Annotated in this window: 17 protein-coding genes; 10 read left to right on the top strand and 7 right to left on the bottom strand. The window is 41.9% G+C overall.

The annotated features are described in order from the left end of the window. The first annotated feature begins 11 nt into the window (after positions 1–11). From PCIT_RS02005 to PCIT_RS01995, 3 genes are all read left to right on the top strand, one after another. Positions 12–2,339 (top strand): DNA polymerase II, encoded by a 2,328-nt coding sequence (locus PCIT_RS02005; RefSeq protein ID WP_010361597.1) that lies wholly within the window; start codon positions 12–14, stop codon positions 2,337–2,339. Between the two features lie 199 nt (positions 2,340–2,538). Beyond that, the gene (locus PCIT_RS02000) at positions 2,539–5,403 is read left to right on the top strand and encodes a TonB-dependent receptor (RefSeq protein WP_010361599.1); all 2,865 of its coding nucleotides are present in this window, start codon (positions 2,539–2,541) and stop codon (positions 5,401–5,403) included. Positions 5,404–5,894: 491 nt separating this feature from the next. Beyond that, on the top strand, positions 5,895–8,756 hold the full coding sequence (locus PCIT_RS01995; protein ID WP_010361600.1) for a TonB-dependent receptor: 2,862 nt from the start codon (positions 5,895–5,897) through the stop codon (positions 8,754–8,756). Positions 8,757–8,886: 130 nt separating this feature from the next. Here the strand turns inward: PCIT_RS01995 and PCIT_RS01990 are convergent, their stop codons facing one another. Continuing rightward, positions 8,887–11,217 (bottom strand): DEAD/DEAH box helicase, encoded by a 2,331-nt coding sequence (locus tag PCIT_RS01990; RefSeq protein ID WP_010361601.1) that lies wholly within the window; start codon positions 11,215–11,217, stop codon positions 8,887–8,889. A gap of 114 nt (positions 11,218–11,331) precedes the next feature. Between PCIT_RS01990 and PCIT_RS01985 the strand changes: the two genes are divergently transcribed. After that, positions 11,332–12,165 (top strand): M90 family metallopeptidase, encoded by an 834-nt coding sequence (locus tag PCIT_RS01985; RefSeq protein ID WP_040697993.1) that lies wholly within the window; start codon positions 11,332–11,334, stop codon positions 12,163–12,165. Between the two features lie 102 nt (positions 12,166–12,267). Next, on the top strand, positions 12,268–15,444 hold the full coding sequence (locus PCIT_RS01980; protein WP_010361603.1) for an amidohydrolase family protein: 3,177 nt from the start codon (positions 12,268–12,270) through the stop codon (positions 15,442–15,444). Between the two features lie 70 nt (positions 15,445–15,514). Here the strand turns inward: PCIT_RS01980 and PCIT_RS01975 are convergent, their stop codons facing one another. Genes PCIT_RS01975 through pspF form a run of 6 tightly spaced genes read right to left on the bottom strand, consistent with a single transcriptional unit; the run spans position 15,515 to position 21,884 of the window. Beyond that, positions 15,515–16,276, bottom strand: coding sequence for an ATP-binding cassette domain-containing protein (locus tag PCIT_RS01975; protein ID WP_010361604.1), 762 nt, complete (start codon positions 16,274–16,276; stop codon positions 15,515–15,517). Further along, positions 16,261–17,268, bottom strand: a complete 1,008-nt coding sequence (locus tag PCIT_RS01970) for a peptide ABC transporter ATP-binding protein (protein WP_010361605.1) — start codon at positions 17,266–17,268, stop codon at positions 16,261–16,263. The genes PCIT_RS01975 and PCIT_RS01970 overlap by 16 nt, the downstream gene beginning before the upstream one ends. Further along, positions 17,268–18,161: an ABC transporter permease subunit gene (locus tag PCIT_RS01965; protein ID WP_010361607.1), complete on the bottom strand. Its 894-nt coding sequence runs from the start codon at positions 18,159–18,161 to the stop codon at positions 17,268–17,270. Before PCIT_RS01965 ends, PCIT_RS01970 begins: the two co-directional genes overlap by 1 nt. After that, on the bottom strand, positions 18,148–19,182 hold the full coding sequence (locus PCIT_RS01960; protein ID WP_010361608.1) for an ABC transporter permease: 1,035 nt from the start codon (positions 19,180–19,182) through the stop codon (positions 18,148–18,150). The genes PCIT_RS01965 and PCIT_RS01960 overlap by 14 nt, the downstream gene beginning before the upstream one ends. Beyond that, on the bottom strand, positions 19,182–20,789 hold the full coding sequence (locus tag PCIT_RS01955; protein WP_010361609.1) for an ABC transporter substrate-binding protein: 1,608 nt from the start codon (positions 20,787–20,789) through the stop codon (positions 19,182–19,184). Before PCIT_RS01955 ends, PCIT_RS01960 begins: the two co-directional genes overlap by 1 nt. A gap of 3 nt (positions 20,790–20,792) precedes the next feature. Then, positions 20,793–21,884: a phage shock protein operon transcriptional activator gene (gene pspF, locus PCIT_RS01950; RefSeq protein WP_010361610.1), complete on the bottom strand. Its 1,092-nt coding sequence runs from the start codon at positions 21,882–21,884 to the stop codon at positions 20,793–20,795. 186 nt (positions 21,885–22,070) lie between these two features. On the opposite strand from pspF, the gene pspA reads away from it, so the two are divergent. The 5 genes from pspA to PCIT_RS01925 all read left to right on the top strand — a co-directional run bounded on the left by pspA (position 22,071) and on the right by PCIT_RS01925 (position 25,949). After that, a complete protein-coding gene (gene pspA, locus PCIT_RS01945; RefSeq protein ID WP_010361611.1) occupies positions 22,071–22,730 on the top strand; it encodes a phage shock protein PspA in 660 nt (219 codons plus the stop codon). Positions 22,731–22,805: 75 nt separating this feature from the next. Continuing rightward, positions 22,806–23,036, top strand: a complete 231-nt coding sequence (gene pspB, locus PCIT_RS01940; protein ID WP_010361613.1) for an envelope stress response membrane protein PspB — start codon at positions 22,806–22,808, stop codon at positions 23,034–23,036. Then, entirely contained in the window at positions 23,033–23,434 is a 402-nt protein-coding gene (gene pspC / locus PCIT_RS01935) for an envelope stress response membrane protein PspC (RefSeq protein WP_010361614.1), read from the top strand. Before pspB ends, pspC begins: the two co-directional genes overlap by 4 nt. An 83-nt stretch (positions 23,435–23,517) precedes the next feature. Then, positions 23,518–24,924 carry a YcjX family GTP-binding protein gene (locus PCIT_RS01930; RefSeq protein ID WP_010361615.1) on the top strand — a complete coding sequence of 469 codons (1,407 nt, stop codon included), beginning with the start codon at positions 23,518–23,520 and terminating at the stop codon, positions 24,922–24,924. After that, complete coding sequence (locus PCIT_RS01925) at positions 24,921–25,949, top strand: TIGR01620 family protein (protein WP_010361616.1); 1,029 nt, start codon at positions 24,921–24,923, stop codon at positions 25,947–25,949. Before PCIT_RS01930 ends, PCIT_RS01925 begins: the two co-directional genes overlap by 4 nt. The last annotated feature ends 48 nt before the right edge of the window (positions 25,950–25,997 follow it).

Here is a 25,997-nt window from a genome sequence, read left to right as displayed (position 1 = left end):
GGGGAATTGGTTTGACACAAGCTGTCTACCCTGGGTTTATATTATCACGCCAACAGAATAATCATAAAGGTCAACTTCAACTATGCTACTGGCTTAAAACAGACCAAGGCGTCTGTAAGGTGATCATAAAAGATGAGTCTACTTTATTTTTTATTCGGGCAGGAGATATTACCCAAGCGAACAATATACTACAGGAACATAAACTGCCTACCGATATTCGCCAAGTCACTTTACGGCATTTTGACACCGAGCGTATGTATGCATGTTACTTTAAAAGCTCACATCAACAATTTCTTGCTAAGCAACTTTTAAAACCAACGATACCTTTGTATGAAGAGGATATTCGACATTGCGATCGATTTCTTATGGAACGCTTTATTAGAGGTGGCGCCTGGGTTAAAGGTATTTCGACTCATAAGGACGGGTATGCTGAGGTAACAAACGCTCAGCTAAAATCGAATGAGCATTATATTCCAAAACTGTCAGTTTTATCTCTTGATATCGAGTGTAGTGGTGACGGCGTGCTGTTTTCTGTTGGCTTAGTGACTGCGAAAACGCAATGGGTGGTGATCATTGGCGAGCCTCAAAAAAGCGCTGAGTACATTGAATGGGTAGAAGATGAAGTTGCGCTTTTGGTCACTTTAATGGCGAAAGTAAAATCGCTAGACCCAGATATTATCATTGGCTGGAATATCATAGAGTTTGATTGTGTGGTGCTTGCTGAGCGAGCCAATGCACTTGGCATTGATTTAGTCTTAGGGCGCGATCAAGAGCCTATTCACATCTATAAAGGCAATTATGTTCGCGTGCTCATTTCCGGTAGAGCTGTTATCGATGGAATTGATACGTTAAAGAATGCGACCTATCACTTTGCTAGTTTTCGTTTATCAGAAGTGTCCCAACAGGTCTTAGGACGAGGAAAATTAATTGAGCAAAATGACAGGCTCGAAGAAATTGTTCGTCAATTTAATGAAGATAAGCAAAGTTTGGCTGAATATAATATACAGGACTGCCGACTTGTACTGGAAATATTTAACAAGTTAAAGTTATTGGATTTTGCAGTCGCGCGCACACGGTTGACAGGGTTAGAACTGGAGCGAATGGGTGGTTCTGTTGCGGCATTCACGAATTTATACTTACCGCTGTTACATCGCAGCGGTTATGTCGCCCCAAACTTAGGAGAACATGGATTAAGTTTTGATAGCCCAGGGGGCTATGTTATGGAGTCGACTCCGGGGTTATTCAAAAACGTAATTGTTCTCGATTTTAAGAGTTTATACCCCTCAATTATTCGCACATTCTTGATTGATCCTCTGGGTTTAATTAAAGGCTTAGCTAACCCTTATGACGCAGTAAGTGGGTTTAATGGTGGCGCCTTTTCTAGATCTGAGCACCACCTGCCTGATTTGGTTGATCGCCTTCTGCTCGCGCGTCAGCAGGCAAAGGCAGACAGTGATCCTATGCTATCTCAAGCTATAAAAATCATAATGAACAGCTTTTATGGTGTTTTGGGCTCTACAGGGTGTCGTTTTTATGACCCTAGGCTTGCCAGTTCAATAACATTACGTGGCCATGAAATTATGCAGCAAACCAAGGTTTGGATTGAAGAGCAAGGATACGATGTTATTTACGGAGATACAGACTCAACGTTTGTTTGCCTTCCCCCTGCTTGGAATGCTAGCCGCTGTAATGAGGTTGGCAAGCACCTTACTGACTTTATTAATAATGCTTGGCAAGCGTATTGCGCGGAGCATTTTAATTTACAAAGCTACTTAGAAATTGAGTTTGAAACTCATTATAGCCCATTCTTTTTACCCACACTTAGAGGGGAGCAAAAAGGGTCTAAGAAGCGCTACGTTGGTCAAGTAGAAAGAGAGGGAAAGCAAGAGTTGATTTACAAAGGTATGGAGACAGTTAGGAGTGACTGGACCAAGGTTGCACAAAATTATCAAAGAGACTTATTTACAGCTTTTTTTCAAAATCGAGATGTGTTGCAAATAACGGAACGCTATGTCAACCGTATCAAATCAGGTGAAGTTGATGATCTGTTGCTTTATTCGAAACGATTAGGTAGAGAGGTCGAAATGTATACAAAAAATATACCTCCACACGTCAAAGCTGCTCGAATTCACATGATGAGAAACCCTTCAGTAAAGTACAGAAAAGGTCAAAAAGTAACCTATGTAATGACTGTGGGCGGTCCTTCTGTGGATTTTTTGATCTCGCCGATAGACTATGAACATTACGTAAACAAGCAGATTTACCCAATTTTACGCATGCTACCCGGCTGCGATGATGTTTTTTTTAGGTTAACAGCTCAGGGGGGGTTTTCTTTTTAATATCATTGGTTTGTTGGTATTTTGTTGTGGTTTTGTTTGTTTTTATTATCGGTAATTGTGAATTATTAAATAATTAGTGTTGACGCTTACGTCACGCCTTGTTTAATATTCATGGTGAATGTTGCTTTTGTGCAATTAAATATAGAGGCTTAAGCCCGAAAAATTACAAGCTACTAACAAGTGGTCCTGGGAGATACAAATGTTAAATCAAAAAGTTGCAAAAGCGGTGCGTTTAGCTATCGCATTTGGTGCTGCTTCAACAGCTGCTTTTTCTGCAAACACAGTTGCAGCAGAAGGCGATGAAAAAGTTGAACGTATTGAAGTTACAGGTTCAGCAATCAAGCGTACAGATTTAGAAGGCGCGCTACCAATTGATGTTATCAGCGCTGCTGATATCGCAAAAACAGGTGTAACAAGTGTACCTGACCTGATCGCAACATTGCCTTCAATGCAGGGCTTCACTACTGCTGGTGAGTCAGTTGGTGGTGGTGGTGGTGGTGTTCAATCTGCTTCATTAAGAAACTTAGGCGCTGAGTACACACTTGTACTACTTAACGGTCGTCGTATGCCTTCTTCCGATTCAGGTGGCACAATTAACCTGAATAACATTCCTTTGGCTGCAATTAAGCGTGTTGAAATCCTAAAAGATGGCGCATCTGCGCTATATGGTTCTGATGCTATCGCCGGTGTTGTAAACTTTATTTTAAAAGATGACGTGCAAAATACGACTGTAAGCGCTCGTTTTGACAAGCCAAAAGATACGTCAAGTTCAAGCATTTCATTAACGACTGGTTATGGTGACTTAAGTTCAGACGGTTTTAATATTCTAGCTTCAATTAGTTATGAAGAGCAGGATAACCTTCAATCTGTAGACCGTGACTTTGCAAAGACAGGTTTCCTTAATTTTGAGCATGGTGGGCAGGAGTATTTAGCTGCAGCAGGTTCTGTAAATGCGATCCCTGGTAATGCTTATGTAACTTACAATACGCGTGATGCAGATGGTAACTTTGTTTATCTAAAAGATGACAAAACAGGTGAGTTCATTCTTGATGCTGACGGCAATAAGAGAAATGTGACGGCAACGCATTCTTTTAACCCATATGCAAAAAATAATAATGACACATGTCATGAAACAAGCGCACCGTCTGGTACTGCCTGTCAGTTTGACTACACAAGCACATTACAAATTCAGCCGGAAACAGAGCGTACAAGCTTCTTCTTAAGCGGTGTAGCTGAACTTAACGATACGACAGAAGTATATTCTTCTTTCTCGTATACTGATTTTGCATTAACTTCACGTATTGCGCCTTACCCAACAGGTACATTTACATTACCGACAGACTCTGGTGTTGTACAAACAAATGTTATTCCACACCTTCCTGCTGACGTATTAGCGGATATGACACGTGTTGCTGCACGCTGGCGTACACTGCCAGGTGGCAACCGTACTGATGAGCGTAGTACGCAAACTAGTCACTTTGTAGCTGGCCTACGTGGTGAGATTGAAGAATGGTCTTATGATATTGCTCTAACAGCGGGTGATTCAAAGCAAGAAAATACACGTATAACAGGTTATCCGTTAACTACACCATTCATGGAACTTGTGACGTCAGGTAAAGTTGATATTTTTGATGCACCGGAAAACCTGTCTGATGAGCAACGTCAAATGGTTGCTGACACAATGTTCAGTGGTTTATGGGATACAACAGATACTTCAATGATAGCACTTGAAGGTAAATTGTCAGGCGCAATTGCAGATCTGGACGCTGGTACAGTTTATTTAGGTGTTGGTTTTGATTATCGCCAATCAGAGTACTCACTAACTAATGGCAAAGGTCAAAACGATGAAATCGTACTATTTGAATCAGCAGGTACTGAGTTTGACTTAGATCGTGATGGTTACGGTGCATTTGCAGAAGTTATCGTACCAGTACTTGAAAACTTAGAAGTTACAGGTTCAATTCGTTACGATAGCATCGGTGGTGTTACTGATTCAATGCGCACTGGTAACACAAGTGTAAGTGATGACGTAAATGACACAACGTATAAGATCAGTGCATCTTACCGTCCAACGGATGAACTATTAATTCGTGCATCATACGGTACAGGCTTTAAAGCACCAACAATGCGTCAAATCGGTGCGCCGCGTTTAGAGTTTGGTGTAACATCAACGGCTTATGATTGTAACGCGCTATTAGGTGCGACTAATCACCCTCTAAAGCAGTACTGTAACCCAGAAAAAATCCAGTATGACGTATACCGTGAAGGTAATGCAAATCTATCTCCAGAAGAATCAGAACAGTTCTCTGCTGGTTTTGTATGGGCTGGTGATTCAGGAACAAGTTTCGGTATTGACTACTGGAGCATTGAAATGACGAACCAAGTAAACCGCTTAGAAGCAAACCAGATCTGGTTTGATTCAGCAACGTATGCAGATAAGTTTGTTACAAAGATTGATAATGGTACAGGTGATACGGTACTTGCAATCGTACGTTCAGCTCAAAACGTAGGTAAATCTAATACGTCAGGTATTGACTGGCACTTTGATTTAACGAACGAATTTTCATTTGGTACATTAAAAACGTCAGTTCAAGGTACATACTTAATTGAAGATGAGAGCTTGAAAGTAGGCACTACTGATGAGTGGGATACAAGCCTTGGCCAAGTGGGACCTGATGAAGAAGTTGCATTCCGTAACATTATTAGTGTGAACAATACTTTAACGCATGGCGACTTTACGCATAGCTTGAACATTCGTTCACGTAGTGGTTATAGAGATGCGGCGGTAGGTGTAGCATTCCGAGTTTCTGAAGCCGACGATGTAACTAAAACAGTTGATGGTAACTTAATTCAAAAGCAAGTTCCTGTATATACATTATTTGATTACCGCTTAGGGTATGCATATGGCGACAATGCAAACTTCACATTCGGTATTAAGAACTTATTTGATAAAGAGCCACCTTTAACATTTAATGGTTCAGCTGGACACCAAGTGGGTTACGATCCTCGTTATGCTGATGCATACGGACGTACTTTCTATGTTCAAGCTGATTACACTTTCTAAGCAATCGTTAATTATTTAACTGCTAGATTGGTTAATTGTATAAAAACCTCACTTTAGTGAGGTTTTTTTTTTATTTATTTACTGAAATTCTATTTTTCACTCTTTTAGTTACAAAACCCTCCATTATTCCGTATCTATAAACGAAACTATTGCATTTTTTTTACTTCAGCAAAACGCAATGATTGTTCCTTTCTTTTTTTGTGTTTTTTTATTTTCTATCTATATTTTTCAAATTTTTTGGTTTTTTTTTGGTTTTTTACTTTTTTGTGTTGTTATTTTCTTTACTTTTGCAAAGGTATTATTTTGTTTTTTGGTGCTTTTGGTGACCTCTATGTATCTCCTTGAGGGAAATAGGTATTGACCAAGCCTTTTTTGAAGGATTAGTATGTCGGTCAGTTGAAATATAGGTACTATTAATTTTATGTTTCAACAAAAAAATAAAAATCATATAAATCAATGGTTTAAATTTCATTGATCCAGGGAGAAATAAAATGTTAAATAGTAAAGTTTCAAAAGCGGTTCGCTTAGCGTTCGCATTTGGTGCAGCTTCTACTGCCGTATTTTCTGCAAATACAATTGCTGCAACAAACGATGAAGTTGAGCGTATTGAAGTTACTGGTTCATCTATCAAGCGTACGGACCTAGAAGGCGCACTGCCAATTGATGTTATTAGTGCAGCTGATATTGCAAAAACAGGTGTTACAACCGTAGCTGATCTTGTAGCGACTTTACCTTCAATGCAGGGTTTTACTACTGCTGGTGAGTCAGTTGGTGGTGGTGGTGGCGGTACGCAGTCTGCTTCATTAAGAAACTTAGGCTCACAATACACACTTGTACTACTTAACGGTCGCCGCATGCCTGCATCCGATTCAGGTGGCTCAGTTAACGTGAATAACATTCCTTTGGCTGCAGTTAAGCGTGTTGAAATTCTGAAAGATGGTGCATCAGCACTATATGGTTCAGATGCAATCGCTGGTGTTATAAACTTTATTCTTAAAGATGATGTACAAGAGACAACAATCAGTGCGCGCTATGACAAGCCTCAAGATACGTCAAGCTCAACCTTTTCAATAACAACTGGTTTTGGTGACCTAAGTTCAGACGGTTTCAATATTTTGGCATCACTAAGTTACGACGAGCAAGATAGCCTTCGTTCTGTTGACCGAGATTATGCAAAAACGGGTTTCCTTAATTTCGAGCATGGCGGTGAGCAATATTTAGCCGCTGCAGGTTCTGTAAATGCGATTCCAGCTAATGCTTATGCTGTTTATAATACACGTGATAAAGATAATAACTTTGTTTATCAAACAGATGAAGATACAGGCGAGTTCATTCTTGACGATAATGGCAATAAGAGACATGTTACGGCTACGCAGTCTTTCAATCCATATGCAAAAAATAATGGTGGCACATGTCACGAAACAAGCGCGCCGTCAGGTACAGCTTGTCAGTTTGACTTCACGAGTACACTGCAAATTCAACCAGAGACAGAGCGTACTGCATTATTCCTAAGTGGTATTGCTGAAGTCAATGATACGACTGAAGCTTATTCTTCATTCTCATACACTGATTTTGCATTGGTCGCTCGTATTGCACCTTACCCAACCGATGTGTTTACGCTACCAACAGAGTCAGATATAGTACAAACAAATGTTATTCCACACCTTGAAGATAAGGTATTAAATGACTTGGTTCGCGTTGATGCTCGCTGGCGTACGCTGCCAGGCGGTAACCGTACAACTGAGTTCAATACCGTATCACATCATTTTGTTGCTGGGTTACGTGGCGAAATCAATGAGTGGGCATACGATGTAGCAGTAACAAGTGGCGAAACGGAAAGAAAAGAAACACGTATTACCGGTTTCCCACTAGAAAAAGAATTCCTAGCGCTAGCTAGATCTGGTGAGATTGATATCTTTGATGCGCCAGAAAATATTTCTGACGAACAGAGTAAAATGGTTGCTGACACTATGTTCAGTGGTCTTTGGCAAACAACAGATACATCAATGCTATCATTTGAAGGTAAGTTATCAGGTGCACTTGCAGATATTGACGCAGGTACTGTTTACCTTGGTGTAGGTTTTGATTACCGTCAATCTGGATACTCTCTTACAAACGGTGAAGGCCAAAACGCAGAAATCGTGTTGTTTGAAGCTGCAGGCACTGAGTTCGATTTAGAGCGTGAAGGCTATGGTGCATTTGCGGAGTTGATTGTTCCAGTGCTTGAGAACCTAGAAGTTTCGGGTTCAATTCGTTACGATAACATCGGCGGTATTACTGACTCACTAAGAACTGGTAACCAAGATGTGAGTGATGATGTAAATGATACAACGTATAAAATCAGCGCATCTTACCGTCCAACAGATGAGCTATTGGTTCGTGCATCATATGGCACCGGCTTTAAAGCACCGACAATGCGTCAAATTGCTGCGCCTCGTCTAGAGTTTGGTGTGTCATCAGGTGCATATGATTGTAATGAACTTCTAGGTGCAACTAATCACCCACTTAAGCAATACTGTAACCCTGAAAAAATTCAGTACGATATGTACCGTGAAGGTAACGTAGGGCTTTCTCCAGAAGAGTCAGAGCAGTACTCAGTTGGTTTTGTATGGGCTGGCGATTCAGGTACTAGCTTCGGTATTGATTACTGGAACATTGAGATGACAAACGAAGTACGTCGCTTAGAACCAAATCAAATCTGGTTTGATTCAGCAACGTATGCAGATAGATTTGTGACTAAGATCGACAGAGGTACTGGTGATAGAGAAATTGCAATCGTTCGTTCAGCTCAAAACGTTGGTAAGTCAAATACATCAGGTATTGATTGGCAATTCGATTTAACAAACGAATTCTCTTTCGGTACATTAAAAACGTCTTTACAAGGTACTTACTTACTTGAGAACCGTAGTTTGAAAGTTGGTACAACTGATGAGTGGAATACGAGCCTTGGCCAAGTTGGTGAAGATGAGCAAGTTGCTTTTCGTAACATTATCACAGTGAATAACACTCTTACACATGGTGACTTTACGCATAGCTTGAACATACGTACACGCAGTGGTTATAGAGATGCTGCTGTAGGTACTGCTTTCAGAGTGTCTCTAGCTGATGATGTATCAGAGGTTGTTGATGGAGATTTAATCCAAAAATACGTACCTGTTTATACACTATTTGATTACCGTTTAGGTTACGCGTATGGCGACAATGCAAATCTAACATTCGGTGTTAAGAACTTGTTTGATAGAAACCCTCCTATGTCATTCAACGGTGATGCTGGTCACCAAGTTGGCTATGACTCACGTTATGCTGATGCATATGGACGTACATTGTATATCCAGGCTGACTACACATTCTAAATATTTAGTTATTAATTTATAACTATTTAATTAAATAAAACCTCACGAAAGTGAGGTTTTTATTTTTAATATAAATTAAATATTATGTTTTATTTACTAAGCCTTTGCCTTGTAATTTCATAATTGTATTTCAATTTATGTTGACGATTTTGCTTGCTTTTTTGTATTTTATACTTAATCCTAGCCATGATGGTAACTCCCAACGTCTTGGTAAGTCTTTTCTTTTTCCATGTCTGTGATGCAGCGTGACTCGCTTAGCATTAAAATGATACTCAACGTCCAATACTAAGTCATTCAATTGAACAGTGAGAGGGTGCTTTTCAATAAATGCTGAAACTACCCAATCCTCTAAACCTTGATATATTAAATCGGTCGCTTCAATCAGCTCTAAATCTTGTTGCTTTTCGACTCCTAGACTTTTTAGTGTACAATATAAATGAGTTTCAGGAGTGGGAAGCTCTTCAACTATATTATTAGCTTGGTTATATAGTGAGTGATATATAATACTCTCCTTTACTTGTTTTCCTACTGATATAAATAGATTGTCACTTAATATAAGCTCGCAACACGCACGAAGCAGCACCTCACCTTGAGGTATTAGCTTTTTCTCGCTAATTTGTACTCCACAGTAAGAGAGTATTGAATTAATAATGATTACACCATCTATTAACTCAGCTTTACTTAAGGTGTGCTCTCCTAGATTTAATTTGCAGATTAATGAAATTGGCAGTGGTGCATTTAGCATGGCAAGTGTCACAGCTTGTTTGGTACCTTTACCTGCAAGTGCGTAGGTATCGAGTACCAGCATTGCGTTACATTGTGTATTAATTCGGGAGTCCTTTGCTGGGACAACTTCAATAGAGCCATTGCCAAATGCACCACGTCGGTTTTGGCGTTTTATGTAAACCGAAGTCGGTTTAGCATAAGCGATAGCTTCAACTAAGTCACTGTGCCGGAAACTAGCTGCATATTTTAGCTCAGGCAAGTCAAATGAACTACGAAGCAACTCGCTAAATTGTATGGCTTCACTGAGTGCTTGAGGCTCGATAAAAACGTCAATCACTTTGCCTCTTATCACCCCAATAGCCAATTCTAAGTCACATGCGTTTGGGAGTTGTTGGTTGAGTGATTCAATTAATTCTTGCTGCTTTGGTAGTTGGTAAACCCTTGCTGGAACGCTTAGTAGTGCAGCTATATCAACCATGGCTTGTTTAAGTGAACTGTTTGGCATTGAATTAATGAGGTATGCCAGCTCGATATCGATAGGCAGAGGGTATAACCTCCGACCTAAGTCAGTTGACTTACCTTGTTGGTCAATGGCGCCTACCGAGGTTAATATTGCAACCGATGCTTGTTTTGATTTAAGCGGCAGTGCTTCAATAAACTTTAATGAGTCAATGCCTTGACTAGAACAAGATGCCGCTAGTACCAGCTCAGTAAGATTTTCTCTCAGGACCTCTGGTGGTGTCGACGTGATCAAAGGAGCATGTTGGCCGTAAAGACGAATACATAACCCATCTTGAGTACGCCCTGCACGGCCTAGCCGCTGCTTTGCTGAATCAATGCTAATAGCATCAAGACCTAGAACGGTTTTTTCACCACGCAAGTGGGTCCGCCGCTCTAACCCTGAATCAATTACGCAACTAATATTTGGTATCGTTAGCGACGTTTCGGCGACGTTAGTAGCAAAAATGAGTCTTTGCTGTGATTGCACTGATAGCGCCAATTCTTGCTGTTGTGCCGAGCAACCACCATATAAACTCACGACAAGTGTATTTAACTTCTTTGCTGCAGATGCACAAGCTTGTATTTCCGCCTTTCCGGGTAGAAAGATGAGTATGTCGCCTGATGTTTTTAGTATTGCTTGCTGACAGGCATTAATAACGCGTTCGGCTAGCTGATCTTTGCTAGGCATCGCTCGGCTGTTACTTGCAATGAACTGCTCATCGACTGGATACATACTGTCTTCACTTTGGAGTATTTTCGCATTCAAGTAAGCGGCTAATTGCGCGGTATTTAATGTGGCAGACGTGACAATAAGGCGGTGCTGGTCATGCTGTTTTAGCATTGCTAACAACAAATCCATATCCCAGCGTCGCTCATGAAATTCATCAAGCATAACAATGTTAAATTCACTGAGCTTATCTTCAAAAAACCAACGAAGTGCTACGCCAGGAGTAACGAAGACAACTTCTGTTTCTTCGTTGCAATGGCTTTCAAAGCGGATGGCATAGCCAATTTTATCACCGATCGGCTGCGCACTTTGCTGGGCTAAATACTCAGCTAAAGACGTGCAGGCAATTCGTCTGGGTTCAATGACGAGAACCCTACCAGATTGACTAGCCCACAAGGGCAAGCAGGTTGACTTACCTGAACCGGTTGCCGCGCTCACAATCACATCTGAGTGGGCAATGGTATTCAAAAATTCCAACTTTATCGCTTCAATGGGTAGGTGAGTCATGATAAGTCTTTTGTTATTTAGCGTGTGAGTGTGCCTTGATTTTATCAAATACATATTGAAAACACTGCAGTTCGTACCAACTTAATTTAAAAAGGCGAATAAGTATTCAATATGATAATTAACAGTGTTTTATTGCTTGCATTGGGTGTGTTTGTGCTGGTTTATTGGCGTTGGAGTATGATCCAACATTCTTTATGGAAGAGAAAATACCGCGCGCATGGCTTATCGCGTAACGATAAAGCGGTATTACTTAAGTACATGTCGATTTATCGGCATATGACGGATAAAGACAGGGCTTCATTAGAGCGCCATATTGTATGGTTTTTAGGTGAAAAGCGTATTCTTGGTCGTGATGGACTTAAAGTAAATCGGGCAATGGAATTGGTGGTTGCGGCGGACGCGTGTTTACTTGTATTGAATAAACCATGGCCACTATATCCAAATGTCAAAGAGGTACTACTTTACCCCAGCAGTTATTACGTTCCTCAAACCAGCAAAGATGGTGCAGGATTAGTGAACTATCACACCTCTATACGGCAAGGGGAATCTTGGCCTGGCGGAACTTTAGTATTGAGCTGGCATGATGTTTTAGAGGGAAACCGTTTACCTGGAGATGGCCATAATTTGGTATTTCATGAGTTTGCTCATCAGTTAGATCAACAAACGGGTCAAACTAACGGCACCCCTGCGCTCATAAGTCGTGAACAATACACACATTGGGCTAAGGTGTTTCAACGTGCATATAGCAACTTAAAAAGTCACGTAGCGTATCAAATGCCACATGTGATCCACAGTTATGGTGCAACCAATGAAGCGGAGTTTTTTGCGGTAGTGACAGAAACATTTATAGAAAAACCACATGAGCTAAAAAGCTATGATCCAGAGCTTTTTAGCTTGCTACAACAGTATTATTTGTTTAACCCCATTGACTGGGCAAAGTCGCTGTAATAGTGGGGTGATAGATAATCTATAGTGATTGATGGCATTTTTCTGGCAATAATCACGTTATTTTGTTGATATAGGTGCAACAAAATAACAGGGTTAAGAATCATGAAGCAGTATTTATTAAGCGCACTTGCGCTTGGGGTCTCGCTTGCCGTTACGGTACAGGCGAAAACAGAAACGCCACAAGAACAATGGCAAGTTGATACACCACCTGGTGAGTTTATTGACGCCAAGATATCGGTAGAACAGGGTACCTGGATGAACGTTGATGTCAGCCCTGATGGTACATCACTGGTTTTTGATTTACTGGGTGATATTTACATTATGCCTATCTCGGGTGGTCAAGCAACGCAGTTAACCAGTGACATTGGCTGGCAGATGCAGCCTCGCTTTAGTCCTGATGGACGCTCTATTGCTTTTACCTCCGACCAAGGTGGTGGCGATAATATTTGGGTTATGAATATTGATGGCTCAGAGCAAACGGCAGTTACAAGTGAAACTTTCCGTTTATTAAATAGCCCTGCTTGGAGCCCTGATGGAGATTTTATTGCCGCACGTAAGCATTTTACCGGCACGCGCTCGTTAGGCGCGGGTGAAGTTTGGCTTTACCATAAAGCGGGCGGCAGTGGCGTGCCTTTAACATCTCGTGATAACGATCAAAAAGATTTAGGTGAGCCTGCATTTTCCCCAGATGGTCGATATGTTTACTTCTCACAAGATGCAACACCTGGCAAAACCTTTCATTACTCAAAAGACTCTGTTGCTGGCATATACAAAATCAAACAACTAGACAGAGAAACGGGTGAGATCAAAGTTATTTTATCTGGTATGGGGGGAGCTATTCGCCCAACTCCGTCTCCTGATGGCAAGCATTTAGCCTATGTAAAGCGTGATGATTTTCAATCAAGTTTGTATATATACGACTTAGCGTCAGGCAAAGAAACTAAAGTCTATGGCAACTTAGAGCGCGATATGCAGGAAACATGGGCCATTCATGGTGTTTATCCGACGATTGCGTGGACGCCAGACAATGAAGAACTTGTTTTTTGGGCCGGGGGTAAGCTGCGTAAAGTAGATGTAGAGAGTAAAAAACATAACAAAATTGCTTTTCAAGTAACCACGACAAAGAAAATTCAAAAAGCACTGCGTTTCGCGCAAAATATTGATCAAGAAACCTTTGATATTAAAATGCTGCGTAATGTTCAGGTATCGCCCAATGGCGAGACAGCTATTTTTGAAGCGCTAGGTCATATTTATAAACGTGACTTATCGTCAGGTAAAGTGAAACGATTGACACGCCAAGATGATCATTTTGAATTGTTCCCACAGTTTTCTCGAGACGGTAAAAAAATCGTGTACGTGACGTGGGATGACAAAAAGCAAGGTAGTGTACGAGTCGTATCAACGAGAAGCGGTAAAGGTAAAGCGATCACTTCGCAAGTGGGTAAGTATGTTGAGCCGACATTTAGCCCTGATGGTAAAACAGTGGTTTACCGAAAGGTGTCAGGCAGTAGCTTGTTAGCTCGTGAGTGGTCTTTAAAAGCGGGTGTTTACAAAATATCGACCAAAGGCGGTGAGGCTGAATTGATCACAGAGCAGGGCTTCCAACCGCAGTTTGGAGATGATAACAACCGTATCTTCTTGATGAATGAAGCGCCAAAGCCACAGCTTTTGGCTGTTGACCTTGAGAGTAAAAAAAGCAAAGTGCTTTATAACTCAAATCATGCCACAGAGTTCAGAGTCTCGCCTAATGGTAAATATTTGGCATTTGCTGAACGATTTAAAGTATTTGTTACGCCCTTTGTTGAAAGTGGTAAACCGATCACTATTTCACCTTCTGACAAACAATTTCCGATTGAGCAGTTATCACAGCGTGCTGGTGAAAGCATAAGCTGGAGCGCAGCAAGTGATACACTGTACTGGAGTTTAGGACCTGAGCTTTATCATGCGAGCTTAGATGGCATGTTTGATATCAATAAAGTTGAGGGCGCAGACTTTAAAGCCAAAAGTGGTGAGTCGATTGGATTTAAACATGATATGGCAGAGCCTAAAGGGTTAATAGCGTTAGTGGGGGCGACGATTATTACCATGCAAGGTGATAAGGTGATCAGCGGTGGGGTGGTTGTAACTGATGGCAAGCATATTAAAGCAGTGGGTAGCAGCAATGAAATAAGTATTCCAAAAAATGCTGAAATCATCGATGTTACAGGGCAAACTATTATGCCAGGCCTTGTTGATGCTCATGCGCATACATCACAAGGCAGTAACGAAATTATTCCGCAGCAAAACTGGAAGAATCTAGCAGGTTTAGCGCTCGGGGTGACTACAATTCATGACCCGTCAAATGACACCACCGAGGTGTTTGCGGCCAGTGAGTTACAAAAAGCCGGTAAAATCATTGCACCAAGGATTTTCTCTACGGGGACGATTTTATATGGGGCAAATGTTGCAGGCTATACATCACATATAGACTCTTACGAAGATGCAAAGTTTCATTTAGAGCGCTTGCAAAAAGTAGGTGCATTTTCGGTTAAGTCATATAATCAACCTCGCCGTGAACAGCGCCAGCAAGTGGTCGAAGCGGGCAGAGAGCTCGGTATGATGGTGGTGCCTGAAGGTGGCTCCTTGCTACAGCATAACCTAACCATGGTTGTTGACGGTCATACGGGGGTTGAGCACTCAATTCCAGTGGCCAATATTTATGATGATATTGAACAACTTTGGTCGCAAAGTGATGTGGGTTATACCCCGACGCTGGGTGTGGCTTATGGGGGGATTTGGGGAGAAAACTATTGGTATGACAAGACTGATGTATGGAACCACCCACGTCTAAGTAAGTTTGTGCCGAAGAACCAACTATTGCCGCGTTCTATGCGTCGTATAAAATCACCAGATCATCACTATAATCACTTCAATAATGCCCGCGTAGCCAAAGAGCTACAAGACTTGGGCGTGTTAGTGAACTTAGGTGCACATGGTCAACGCGAAGGGCTTGCGGCACATTGGGAAATTTGGATGTTCGCACAAGGAGGGATGTCTCCGCTTCAAGCCATTCGTGCCGCAACACTAGATCCGGCTAAGTATGTTGGTTTAGACCAGCATATTGGTTCAATTGAAGTGGGTAAACTTGCCGATTTAGTGGTAGTTGATGGCGATCCATTAAATAACATTCGTGATACTGATAAAGTCTCTTATACCATGATCAATGGTCGTCTGTTTGATGCCAAAACTATGCAAGAAGTGGGTAAAAAGCCTCGTGCTAAACTATATTTTGAAGAGTAATTAGTAAGTTAACATCCGAGTCCCACTATTTAGTGGGGCTTTTTATTACGTAAGCTGCATGAGCTGCACATCAAACATTTAGCAGTCGCTGTGTCACCTTTGATTTTGGCTTTTCGAATATCGCAGCTGTATTACCATACTCTACAACTTTTCCGCGACTGAGCACCATGAGTTGGTCGCTCATATGCTTCACTAAACTCAAGTGATGGGTGATCAAAATAAAGCTTAGACCCGAGTCTTTTTGTAATTTGAGTAACAAGTTTACAGTTTGTGCTCTGACCGAAGGATCTAGAGAGGATAATGCTTCATCTAGCACCACAACTTTAGGGTCTAAAATGAGTGCTCTGGCTAATGCGACGCGTTGTAGTTGGCCTCCACTAAACATATGCGGATAGTATTGATAGTGCTCACCCAGTAAACCAACTCGGCTTAAGGTGAGTTTGATCTTTTTATCACGCTGAGAAGACGTTAGGTCGGTATTATACTTTAAGCAATCATCAAGCATGTCACCAATGGTGAGGCCTGGGTTTAATGAGCGGGTTGGATCTTGAAAAATCATACGAATATGGCGACATTGGTTTTGTCTTACGCCATTGTCCTCAATGGTCTTGCCATCCAGTAGAATTTGTCCACAGTCAGCCGTGTCAGCACCGGCAAGTAGTTTTGCTAGGGTGCTTTTTCCAGAGCCTGTTTCGCCAATAACGGCGAGTGTTTCCCCAGGGGCAACAGCAAATGAAACATCTCGGAGCACTTTTATATGATTACGTTTAAAAATACCGGCTCGACTTTGAAAAGATTTACTTAATGCTTGGACTTTTAAGACGGGTTGCATTTGGTCTTTTCCTTCAAAAGGGGAAAGTGACAGGCATAGGCATGGCCATGGCTTTTACTTTGAGTTGGCGTGACGACACATTGTTTTTGCGCTTGTGGACAACGAGGCCCTAATCGACAGCCGATTGGCAGGTGTTGTAGCGGGGGGATTGTTCCTTTGAGTGCATAAAATGGTTCTTTGTGTGCAAGACCTTGCGCATAATCAGGTAAACTTTTTACTAAAGCCTGTGTGTACGGGTGTAAAGGTTCATAAAAAACCTTTTGCGTAGGACCGGCCTCAACCATTTGCCCACAGTATAAAACGTGCATGGCATGAGACCAATGAGTGATCTCTTCAAGTTCATGGGAGATCATTAATACTGACATATTTTTAAGCTGGTTTAAGCTCTTCAGTAAGCGAAAAATCTGTGCTCGCGTGGTGCTTTCTAATGCTGTCGTCGGCTCATCGGCGATTAAAAGTTTAGGGTTTCGGGCAATGGCCATCGCAATCATGACCTTTTGGCATACCCCTTCAGACAGTTCATGCGGGTAGCTGCTTGCGACTCTAATATGTTCACGGATCCCCACTTTATGCAGTAGCGCTTTAACTTTTTCTTTTCGCTCAGTATTACGACGGAAAAACCCTTTTTTAAAGGTCTCCTCAGGTAATGACTCTGCCACTTGTTCAAATATTTTTGCGGTAGGGTCTAGGCTACGACTGGGTTCCTGGTAGATCATAGCCATATCTCTGCTGACTATTTTTCTACGCTTTTCAGGACTTAAACGCATTAGGTCAACACCTTGCCAATGCATACGATCTGCCGTTACGGTCCAGCGAGAGTTTAAAACGCCGACGATAGCTTTGGCTATTAGGCTTTTTCCTGAGCCAGACTCGCCAACCAATGCATGCACCTCACCTTCTTTCAGGCTTAGATTAACTTTATCAACGGCTCTTATCACACCGTCTTCAGTGTGCAGCTCTATGGTTAAGTTACGTATGTCGAGTAATTGCATTAATCCGCCTTACGCTCTTTGAGTACTTGCCTTAAGCCATCACCCACTAGGTTGGTAGAAAGTACCGCGATAAATAGCAATACTCCAGGTAAGCCAACCGTCCAAGGTGCTAAATAAATTAAGCCTAGGTTTTCAGCCAAAATAGCCCCCCACTCGGTTGTAGGCGGTTGGGCACCGAGTTTCAAAAAGCCCAGAGCGGCAATGTCTAGGATCGCCGTTGACAGTGCCATGGTAAAAATAACCACGATATGCTCGTATATATTGGGTAGAACACCTCGGGTAAGCAATTGCCACTGAGACGCGCCATCAAGACGAAAGGCACTGATATAGTCTTTATTTAGTTCATCAACAACCAAATTGCGAATTGAGTGCACGTATTGGGGCAATAACGCAAAGATAATTGCCCATACGGTATTGAGTAAGCCAGGCCCGAGTATAGCGATAATAATAATGGCTAATAATAACGATGGGATCGAGAGCGTAATATCCAATAAATGGTTTAATGCACTTGAACGGAAGCCATGACTGATCCCCGCCAAGGTCCCCAAAAACACCCCCACGAGGGTGGTGATCAAGGCGGCGATGATTGAGAGCCCAAAGGTAAATGTAGCCCCGTTCATGAGTCGAGATAAGACATCGCGGCCCAAATCATCCGTGCCTAGAATAAATCTTACATCACCTAAATCATGCCATGAAGGGGGCAGCAGCAATGCATCGCTATGCTGTTGATTAATACCATATGGTGCAATAAACGGCGCTGTCATCGCCAGGAGTGTCAACGCAATAAATATCCATAAAGCCACTAACGCCGGGTGGTTACTTTTAAACTTTCGCCATAACCGTGAAAGAGGTGAGCGGTTAGACTCTTCGCTGAATAAACTAAACTTTGCCATAGGCTTGATTCCGTGACAAAGGGTCAAAAAGAGAGTGGCTAAATTCAGCCAGCATGTTTGCTAGTATAACAAACATGGACACTGCCAGAAGCCCACCCTGTATTGCCGGGTAATCGCGCTGGTAGATACTGTCTATAAGCCATCGGCCTATGCCTGGCCACGAAAATATCACTTCTGTCACCATCGCCAGCGTGATCAGAGTACTAAATTGTAAACCGATCTGTTTTATTACTGGGAGCAAGGCGTTACGTAGTGCGTGATGTAAAATCAGCTGACGCCTATTCAGCCCTTTAGCGCGAGCAGTTTTGATATAATTTTGTTCTAGCACGTGTAGCATTGAATCTCGAGTAAAGCGCACGAGTACAGTCGTGGGGTACATTGCCAATACCACTGTGGGTAACGCTAAATGGCGCAATGCATCATAAAAAGCAAGGCCATGATATGGAAAACCTTGGATAGCAATATCGATTAAAATAAAATTACTAATAGGTTCAATTTCGTATAACAGGCCTATACGTCCTGACATGGGGAATAACCCAAAAGATAAACAAAACACCATAATTAACAGTAGCGCCAGCCAAAAAATAGGTATAGAAAAGCCCATTAAAGTCAGAGAATTGATAACTCTGTCAGGCCAACGACGATGATAAGCTGATGCAACTATTCCTGCGGGGATCCCAAGTGAGACGGCAACCCCTAGCGCATAAACACACAGCTCTAAAGTGGCAGGAAAGAGCCGTGTAACATGCTCAAACACATTTTGCCCTGAGGAGAGTGACACCCCCCAATCTCCACTGGCAATACGCGCTAAAAAAGCACCATATTGCATAAGTAAGTTTTCGTTGATCTGGTATTTCTCAGCCAATAATTGGGTTTGACTGTAATTGGAGTTAACTTGACCACTAAAGTTAGTCAGTAAATCTCCTGGAAAGAGATAATTGAGCGAGAAGGTAAATACCGTTAAAGTGACCACCATAAAAATCAGCAAACTGATACGGCGTAGTAAATACTCAAATAACATCAGTTACGCCTCACTTGACCAAGAGATATGCCACCAAATGGGCGTAAGGTAACGCCCGTCACATCATTACTGGTTGCTTGGAATCGTACGCCGTGAGCTATGGGGATCAGCGGCAGCTGATCGATGAGCATTTGCTGCGCTTGATAATAGTAAGTTTTGCGCAATGTAATATCGGTTGTGTCTAATGCTTGAGTGAGTAATAAATCAAACTCAGGATGGCACCAATTAGCCGGGTTTTTTCCACTAAAGGTCGCGGTGCAGCTTAACAGCGGGCTAAAGAAGTTATCAGGATCTGGTGTATCTGCAGCCCAACCAAGTAAAACACTGTCATGCTCATGTTTACCAATACGTTCAACAAAAGTGTTCCACTCATACTCAATAATTTGTGCCGAAATACCGATGGCTTTCAAATCACTTTGAATCAATTCAGCCATCTTTCGCGCATTAGGGTTATATATTCGTGATACCGGCATGGCCCATAGCGTCATACTAAACCCATTTTCATAACCTGCTTCCTTTAAAAACTGTTTTGCTAGTTCAGGGTTATAGCGGGGTATATTATCCTGAGCTTGAAAGGCCCATGATGATGGTGGCAGATGCGAGCGCGCCAATATGCCGTTACCGTAATAGACTGCTTGCATAATTTTATCGAAGTCAACGGAGTGCGCAAGGGCTTTGCGAACAAGAAGGCTATCAAATGGGGGTCGTTCAGTATTAAAGGCCCAATAACCAATATTGAGGTTTGCCGCTTTGTCGACGCGAATATCTTCACGGTCTTTGAGAACGCTCAGTTGTGTTGCACTAGGGTGTGCTGTGATATCACATTCTTTAGTCAGCATTTTCGCAATGCGACTGGTGCCGTTGGTGGTGATATCGAACACCAGTTGCTGCATCGGCACTGGGTATTTCCAATATTTTTCATTGCGGTGATAGCGAATAAGATTATCGCGTAAAAAGTTTTTATATTTATATGGGCCGGTGCCAATAGGCAAGTGATCAAATGCGGCTTTATTTTTTTGTGCTATCAGCTGTTGGGCATACTCTTGTGAGAGAATAACCGCAAAATCGGTCGCAATATTCGATAGAAAGCTACTTTCGGCGTTGAAGAGTTCAAACCTTACGGTAAAGTCGTCGACTTTAACGACTTTACGAATGAGCTGGTCAATACCCACGCTTTGAAAGTAGGGGTACTCAGCATCGCCGACAAAATGATATGGATTATATACATCGAATAAGCGGCTAAATGAAAACACCACGTCATCGGCATTGAGTGTGCGGCTTGGGCGAAAGTAATCTGTACTGTGAAAAGCGACATCTTGGCGCAAGGTGAACGTAATAGATTTACCCTTGTCGCTCACTGCCCAGCTAGTTGCCAGTTCCGGTTTAAACTCTGCAGTTTCAGGGTCAATACTAATTAACGTATCGTATAACTGGCTGGCAATAAGGTCTATGGTAGAGCCAGTCGTCGTGACTTGAGGGTTAAAAGATACCGGGTTCGCTTCAGCGCAGTACACTAAGCCCTGAGATTTTTCGTTTGCTTGCTGTTGGCTTGCATCAACACAGCCAAGTAAATAGGTACACAAAGCACCTAGTACTAGATTCCGCACGCCTTACGCCTCTTGTTTTTGACCTGACTCTAACAGGTTGTATTTTTTCAAATAACCACGAAGTTGATGATACGTCAATCCAAGCATTTGTGCAGTTTTCTTTTGATTAAATTGACTGTATTCGAGCGCTTTTTTGAGTAACTCAATCTCAAAGTCATTAGAGAGTTCTTTTAAGTCACAAGGAAACGCAATGTTGGGCTGTGCTGGTGACAGCGATGCATGGTTGCTAGAAGCTTCCGTCACAGGGGTATGGCTGGGTGTTTGGGCTATTTCAGGTTGTATTGTACGTGCCTTTACCCGTTGTGTTGGTCTAAACGGGCTCTCAAATGGATTGAGAATGATTTCGTGAACGGGTAGGTGCTCGTTGCCGTGACGATATAAGCTTCTTTCAACGGTATTTTTGAGTTCACGTATATTACCTGGCCAATCGTAACTCAATAGTACCTCAGTGGCTTTACGCGTAAAACCACTGAACAGTGACCAGCCTAAATCTCGTGCCATGTTTATTGCAAATTGTTCTGCTAATAACATGATGTCTTCTTGGCGAGCACGTAATGGCGGCAAGGTGATCACATCAAATGCCAGTCGGTCTAATAAATCGTGTCTAAACTCACCGTTGTCAGCCAAAGATGGCAGATCTTCATTGGTTGCGCAGACTAAACGGGTATCGACTTTTACCGTACTTTTACCACCGACACGTTCAAATTCACCATATTCAATCACGCGTAATAGCTTTTCTTGCACCATAGCAGAGGTATTAGCTAGCTCATCAAGAAATAATGTGCCGCCATTCGCTCGCTCAAATCGACCTTCATGACGTTTACTGGCGCCAGTAAATGCACCACTCTCATGACCAAATAGCTCACTCTCTAACAAATTTTCATTTAGGGCGGCACAATTGAGCTTTACGTAGTTTTGTTCCCATCGCTCAGAAAGAAAGTGTAATCGTGCAGCGATAAGTTCTTTACCCGTACCGCGCTCTCCAATAATCAATACTGGTTTTTCTAAAGGCGCAAGCTGCGACACCTTATCAAGCACGGTTAAAAAGCTGTCAGATTGACCGAGTAAATTGTCCTGTTGGCGGAATTGGCTCATATTGGCTAACTCTTAGTTATTTTTGCTAACACTTAGTGTATTTGATAATTAATGCAAACGAAAGTAATTTCTGATATGGTTTAATTTATTGATATTTATAAACTTTTATCTTTTGTGAAAGTTGGCAAGTTTATTGATACTACTAATACAAGCAACTTAAACTTAGAAACCAAAGAGGTAAAGATTATGGGAATTTTCTCACGTTTTGCAGATATCGTTAACTCTAATATCAATGCTATTTTAGATAAAGCTGAAGACCCAGAAAAAATGGTTCGTCTTATCATCCAAGAAATGGAAGATACGCTTGTTGAAGTACGTTCAACTTCAGCAAAAACGTTAGCAGAGAAAAAAGAATTAACACGTCGTGTTGAGCAATTAAATGAAGAAGTTGCACAGTGGCAAAGTAAAGCCGAGCTAGCTTTAACCAAAGAGCGCGAAGATTTAGCACGTTCAGCGTTACTGGAAAAGCAAAAGTCAGCGGATGCGGCTGCCAGTGTGCAAAGCGAATTGGCGCATGTAGAGTCTCATATCGAGAAACTGCAACAAGAAGTTGCGACACTACAAGAGAAGCTGGCTGATGCCAAAGCGCGTCAAAAAGCCATCGTGCTGCGTCAGCGTTCTGCGGAGTCTCGTTTAGAGGTGAAAAAGGCGTTAGACAGTTCAAAAGTAGAAGATGCTTTAAATCGTTTTGAGCGTTATGAATCTAAGATTGATGGACTAGAGTCGCAAGTTGAGTCATATGACTTAGGGAAAAAGACCTTAGCGGATGAAATTGCCGATTTACAAAAGAACGAAAAAGTAGATGATGAGCTTGCAGAGCTTAAGAAAAAGCTTTCTGGCAAATAAAGACAATAATCGCACCCGCTGACCAAGCAGTGGGTGTTAGGTAACAGAATAATCAAGTCGCAGGAGTATAGGGTTATGGATCTTGAAGTATTAGTAGCACCGATCATTATTTTTATGTTGGTAGTGGCGCCATTATGGCTTGTACTTCACTATCGCAGTAAAAAGCAGGTAAGCCAGGGTCTAAGTGAGCATGAACATCGTCAACTTATGGAATTGGCAAGTAAGGCTGAAAGTATGGCTGACCGTGTTGACACACTAGAAGCAATACTTGATCAAGAGGCACCAGAGTGGAGACGTAAAGTATGAGTAATATAAAAAGAGAACTTTACAGGGATCCAAAAAGAGGGAAGCTTGCAGGTGTGTGTGCTGGGTTGAGTGATTACTTCAATATGGAATTGTGGTTGGTCAGAATCCTGTTCATTACGGCAGTGTTGCTATCTGGTGGGCCCTTATTCGTTGTTGTTTATATTGCATGTTGGTTTATTTTAGACAAGAAAAGCGATTATGAAACCAAGCAGTCAGTCAATCACGATGCAGACCCTATTTCAGTAAAGTTTAAAGTTTGGCAAAAAGGTGAGCCGCCCAGACAAGCTTTGTTTGATTTAAAAGAGCGTTTAAATCGTTTAGATGGCAGAGTACAAAGTATGGAAACGTACGTAACATCAAGCGAATTTACAATCAGTAGAGAAATTAATAAATTATAATTTTTTGAACGTTATGTGGCGTATTCTGCGCCACCGCTTTAAATATCCATGTAAATATGTTGCTCGGGAGGTGTGCCCCTTATATGAATACTAAACGTTTTAGCAAAGACACGTTCGATAAATTTAAAAACACAGCACAAAAGACATTACATAGAAGTCTTGACCAACATATAAAGCTTGCCGTCACTGGGTTTAGTGGTAGCGGAAAGACGGCTTTTATCACTGCACTTATCAAGCATTTAACATCTCAAGCAGATAAAAAAAACCTGCCATTTTTTGACGTAGTAAGAGAGCAGCGGTTAATTGCTGTAAAGCAAATTCCACAACGTGCTTTGGACATTCCGACTTTTGATTATACCAGTGCAGTGGATTGCTTGTTAAATGAAACACCAACATGGCCGTCATCAACACAGCGTATAAATACGTTAACCCTTGCACTTAAATTTGAATCACGGCATGTGCTAAAACAGCATTTATCACCGATTAGCACCGTTTATTTAGAGCTGATTGATTACCCTGGTGAATGGTTAGTTGATCTACCCATGTTAAATCAAGATTACCAGTCATGGAGTAATGAAGTTCTTAGCTTACTAAAACAACCTCAATATAAAGACTATGCAAAAGACTTTTTGAGCACTTTGACTGATTTTGATAGTGACGCCCCCGTTGATGAAGCAGCCTTAAAGCAATTATCACAACTATATCAGCAGCTACTCATAACGTTAAAAGAGCAAACAAGAATAGCGCAACTACAACCTGGTAGAATGCTTATCCCTGGAGATTTAGCAGGGGCTCCGGTGTTATTGTTTTTCCCCTGTCATAGTGCAGGTGAACACTCAAGCGAGAGCCAATATAGTCATTTACAGAGTCGCTTTAACGCTTATAAACAGCAAGTGGTAACGCCATTTTACAAGCAATACTTTTGTCAGTTCGATAGGCAAATTGTGCTGGTAGATGTGTTGAATGCGTTAGCCGACGGACCTGATACATTACAAGAGCAAGAACATGCATTACGTAATATCGTACAAGTGTTTGATTATGGTCGTTCTGGGTTACTAAAGCGCCTGTTTTATCCAAAAATAGATAAGGTTTTATTTGCTGCAAATAAGTGCGACCACGTAAGCTATGAGCAGCAACCATTATTGGCAAAGCTGCTTCATAGCATGTTACATGAGCAAAGTAATGAGTTACGCTTTGCGGGGGTTGAGATAGACACCATGGCGATTTCAGCGGTACAAAGTACGCAGCAAAAGCAAGTTGTTGAAGCTGGGAAACCACTCAATTGTATCCAAGGTAAACCCAATAACGAACAGCACACGATAACATTTTTACCCCCAGAGCCTCCATCACATCGATTAAGTCGCGCTCAGTGGCCAGCACAGGGCTTCGACTTTTTATCTTTTGCGCCGTTACCGGCGCAAGCCGGTTGTTTGAGCCATGTTCGATTAGATCATGTCCTACAATTTTTATTAGGAGATAAGCTACGATGAGCGACCCACAGAATTTGCGCGCAGGTAGGCGCATTAGCACTGATGAACTTCACCAAGCAGTGCCCCAGTCTATGGAGGCTGGAAAGCGCATCGAGCAGGCACTGGAAAATTCAAGTTCTGATGCTGAGCAGGGTGCATTTAATGAACGTGATGCACTAGAACAAGAACTTGAGCATACTTTTAAGCCAAAGCGTACATTTCTAACTATTAAGAAGTTATTGCTGATTAGCTTGGTTGTTTTAGTTGCCGCCGAAGCTATTTACGGTGTGATAGAAGCCTTTACGCAATCTTGGCTGTTAGGTGGCTTATATATTTTGGTACTGTCACTGGGTTTGGTCGCACTGATACGGTTTTTGTTCAGTGAATACCGTGCACTTAAGTCGCTATCAACACGTGAACATATGCAAAGTGACGCACAGCGTTTATTGAGTAGTACCCAAATAGGCGAAGCTCAGCAGTGGTTAGCGCCTTTACTTGAGCAGCATAACCCAGATGGTGTGCAAGAGTTTAAAGCGACCATTAAAGCACATCATACCGATAGGGAAGTATTAGAGCTTTATCAAAATACCCTATTGAATACACAAGACCAGCAAGCTAAAGCGATCATTAATACGCATGCAACGACCAGTGCCATGCTGGTGGCGCTTAGCCCCATGGCCTTGCTGGATATGTTGGCTGTACTATGGCGCGGCGTGCACCTTGTTGAGAAGCTAAGTCAGCACTATGGTATTCGCTTAGGGTATCGCAGTCGTATTACGTTATATAAATTACTATTAAAGCAAATGGTGTTTGCTGGAGCTGCTGAGCTGGTGTCAGATCTAGCGGCAACGAGTATGGGAGCAGAGTTACTCAGTAAGCTTTCTGCTAGAGCTGCACAAGGGCTGAGTGCGGGTGTATTTACCGCTCGCTTAGGCTACAAAGCAATGGAATTATGTCGTCCATTACCTAAATTAGCTGATAAGCCTAATTTATTACAGGGGTCGATTGAGCAAATATTTAAAGCGTTATTGAATCGCAGCAAATAAAGCGAGTGACAACAATTGTATACAAGCTGTTAAAGTTAATCATGCCTA

The organism is Pseudoalteromonas citrea, assembly GCF_000238375.3.
GTDB lineage: Bacteria > Pseudomonadota > Gammaproteobacteria > Enterobacterales > Alteromonadaceae > Pseudoalteromonas > Pseudoalteromonas citrea.
Note: the sequence above shows the minus strand (reverse complement) of the source record. Positions and strands in the feature narration are given on the sequence as shown.

What these genes read in the sequence shown, in the direction of transcription:
- pspB (WP_010361613.1), top strand. Translation starts at nt 22,806, where the DNA reads ATGGATCTTGAAGTATTAGTAGCACCGATCATTATTTTTATGTTGGTA.
- pspA (WP_010361611.1), top strand. Translation starts at nt 22,071, where the DNA reads ATGGGAATTTTCTCACGTTTTGCAGATATCGTTAACTCTAATATCAAT.
- PCIT_RS01970 (WP_010361605.1), bottom strand. Translation starts at nt 17,268, where the DNA reads ATGCAATTACTCGACATACGTAACTTAACCATAGAGCTGCACACTGAA.
- PCIT_RS01925 (WP_010361616.1), top strand. Translation starts at nt 24,921, where the DNA reads ATGAGCGACCCACAGAATTTGCGCGCAGGTAGGCGCATTAGCACTGAT.
- PCIT_RS01930 (WP_010361615.1), top strand. Translation starts at nt 23,518, where the DNA reads ATGAATACTAAACGTTTTAGCAAAGACACGTTCGATAAATTTAAAAAC.
- PCIT_RS01965 (WP_010361607.1), bottom strand. Translation starts at nt 18,161, where the DNA reads ATGGCAAAGTTTAGTTTATTCAGCGAAGAGTCTAACCGCTCACCTCTT.
- pspF (WP_010361610.1), bottom strand. Translation starts at nt 21,884, where the DNA reads ATGAGCCAATTCCGCCAACAGGACAATTTACTCGGTCAATCTGACAGC.
- PCIT_RS01975 (WP_010361604.1), bottom strand. Translation starts at nt 16,276, where the DNA reads ATGCAACCCGTCTTAAAAGTCCAAGCATTAAGTAAATCTTTTCAAAGT.
- PCIT_RS01960 (WP_010361608.1), bottom strand. Translation starts at nt 19,182, where the DNA reads ATGTTATTTGAGTATTTACTACGCCGTATCAGTTTGCTGATTTTTATG.
- PCIT_RS01980 (WP_010361603.1), top strand. Translation starts at nt 12,268, where the DNA reads ATGAAGCAGTATTTATTAAGCGCACTTGCGCTTGGGGTCTCGCTTGCC.
- pspC (WP_010361614.1), top strand. Translation starts at nt 23,033, where the DNA reads ATGAGTAATATAAAAAGAGAACTTTACAGGGATCCAAAAAGAGGGAAG.
- PCIT_RS01995 (WP_010361600.1), top strand. Translation starts at nt 5,895, where the DNA reads ATGTTAAATAGTAAAGTTTCAAAAGCGGTTCGCTTAGCGTTCGCATTT.
- PCIT_RS02000 (WP_010361599.1), top strand. Translation starts at nt 2,539, where the DNA reads ATGTTAAATCAAAAAGTTGCAAAAGCGGTGCGTTTAGCTATCGCATTT.
- PCIT_RS01990 (WP_010361601.1), bottom strand. Translation starts at nt 11,217, where the DNA reads ATGACTCACCTACCCATTGAAGCGATAAAGTTGGAATTTTTGAATACC.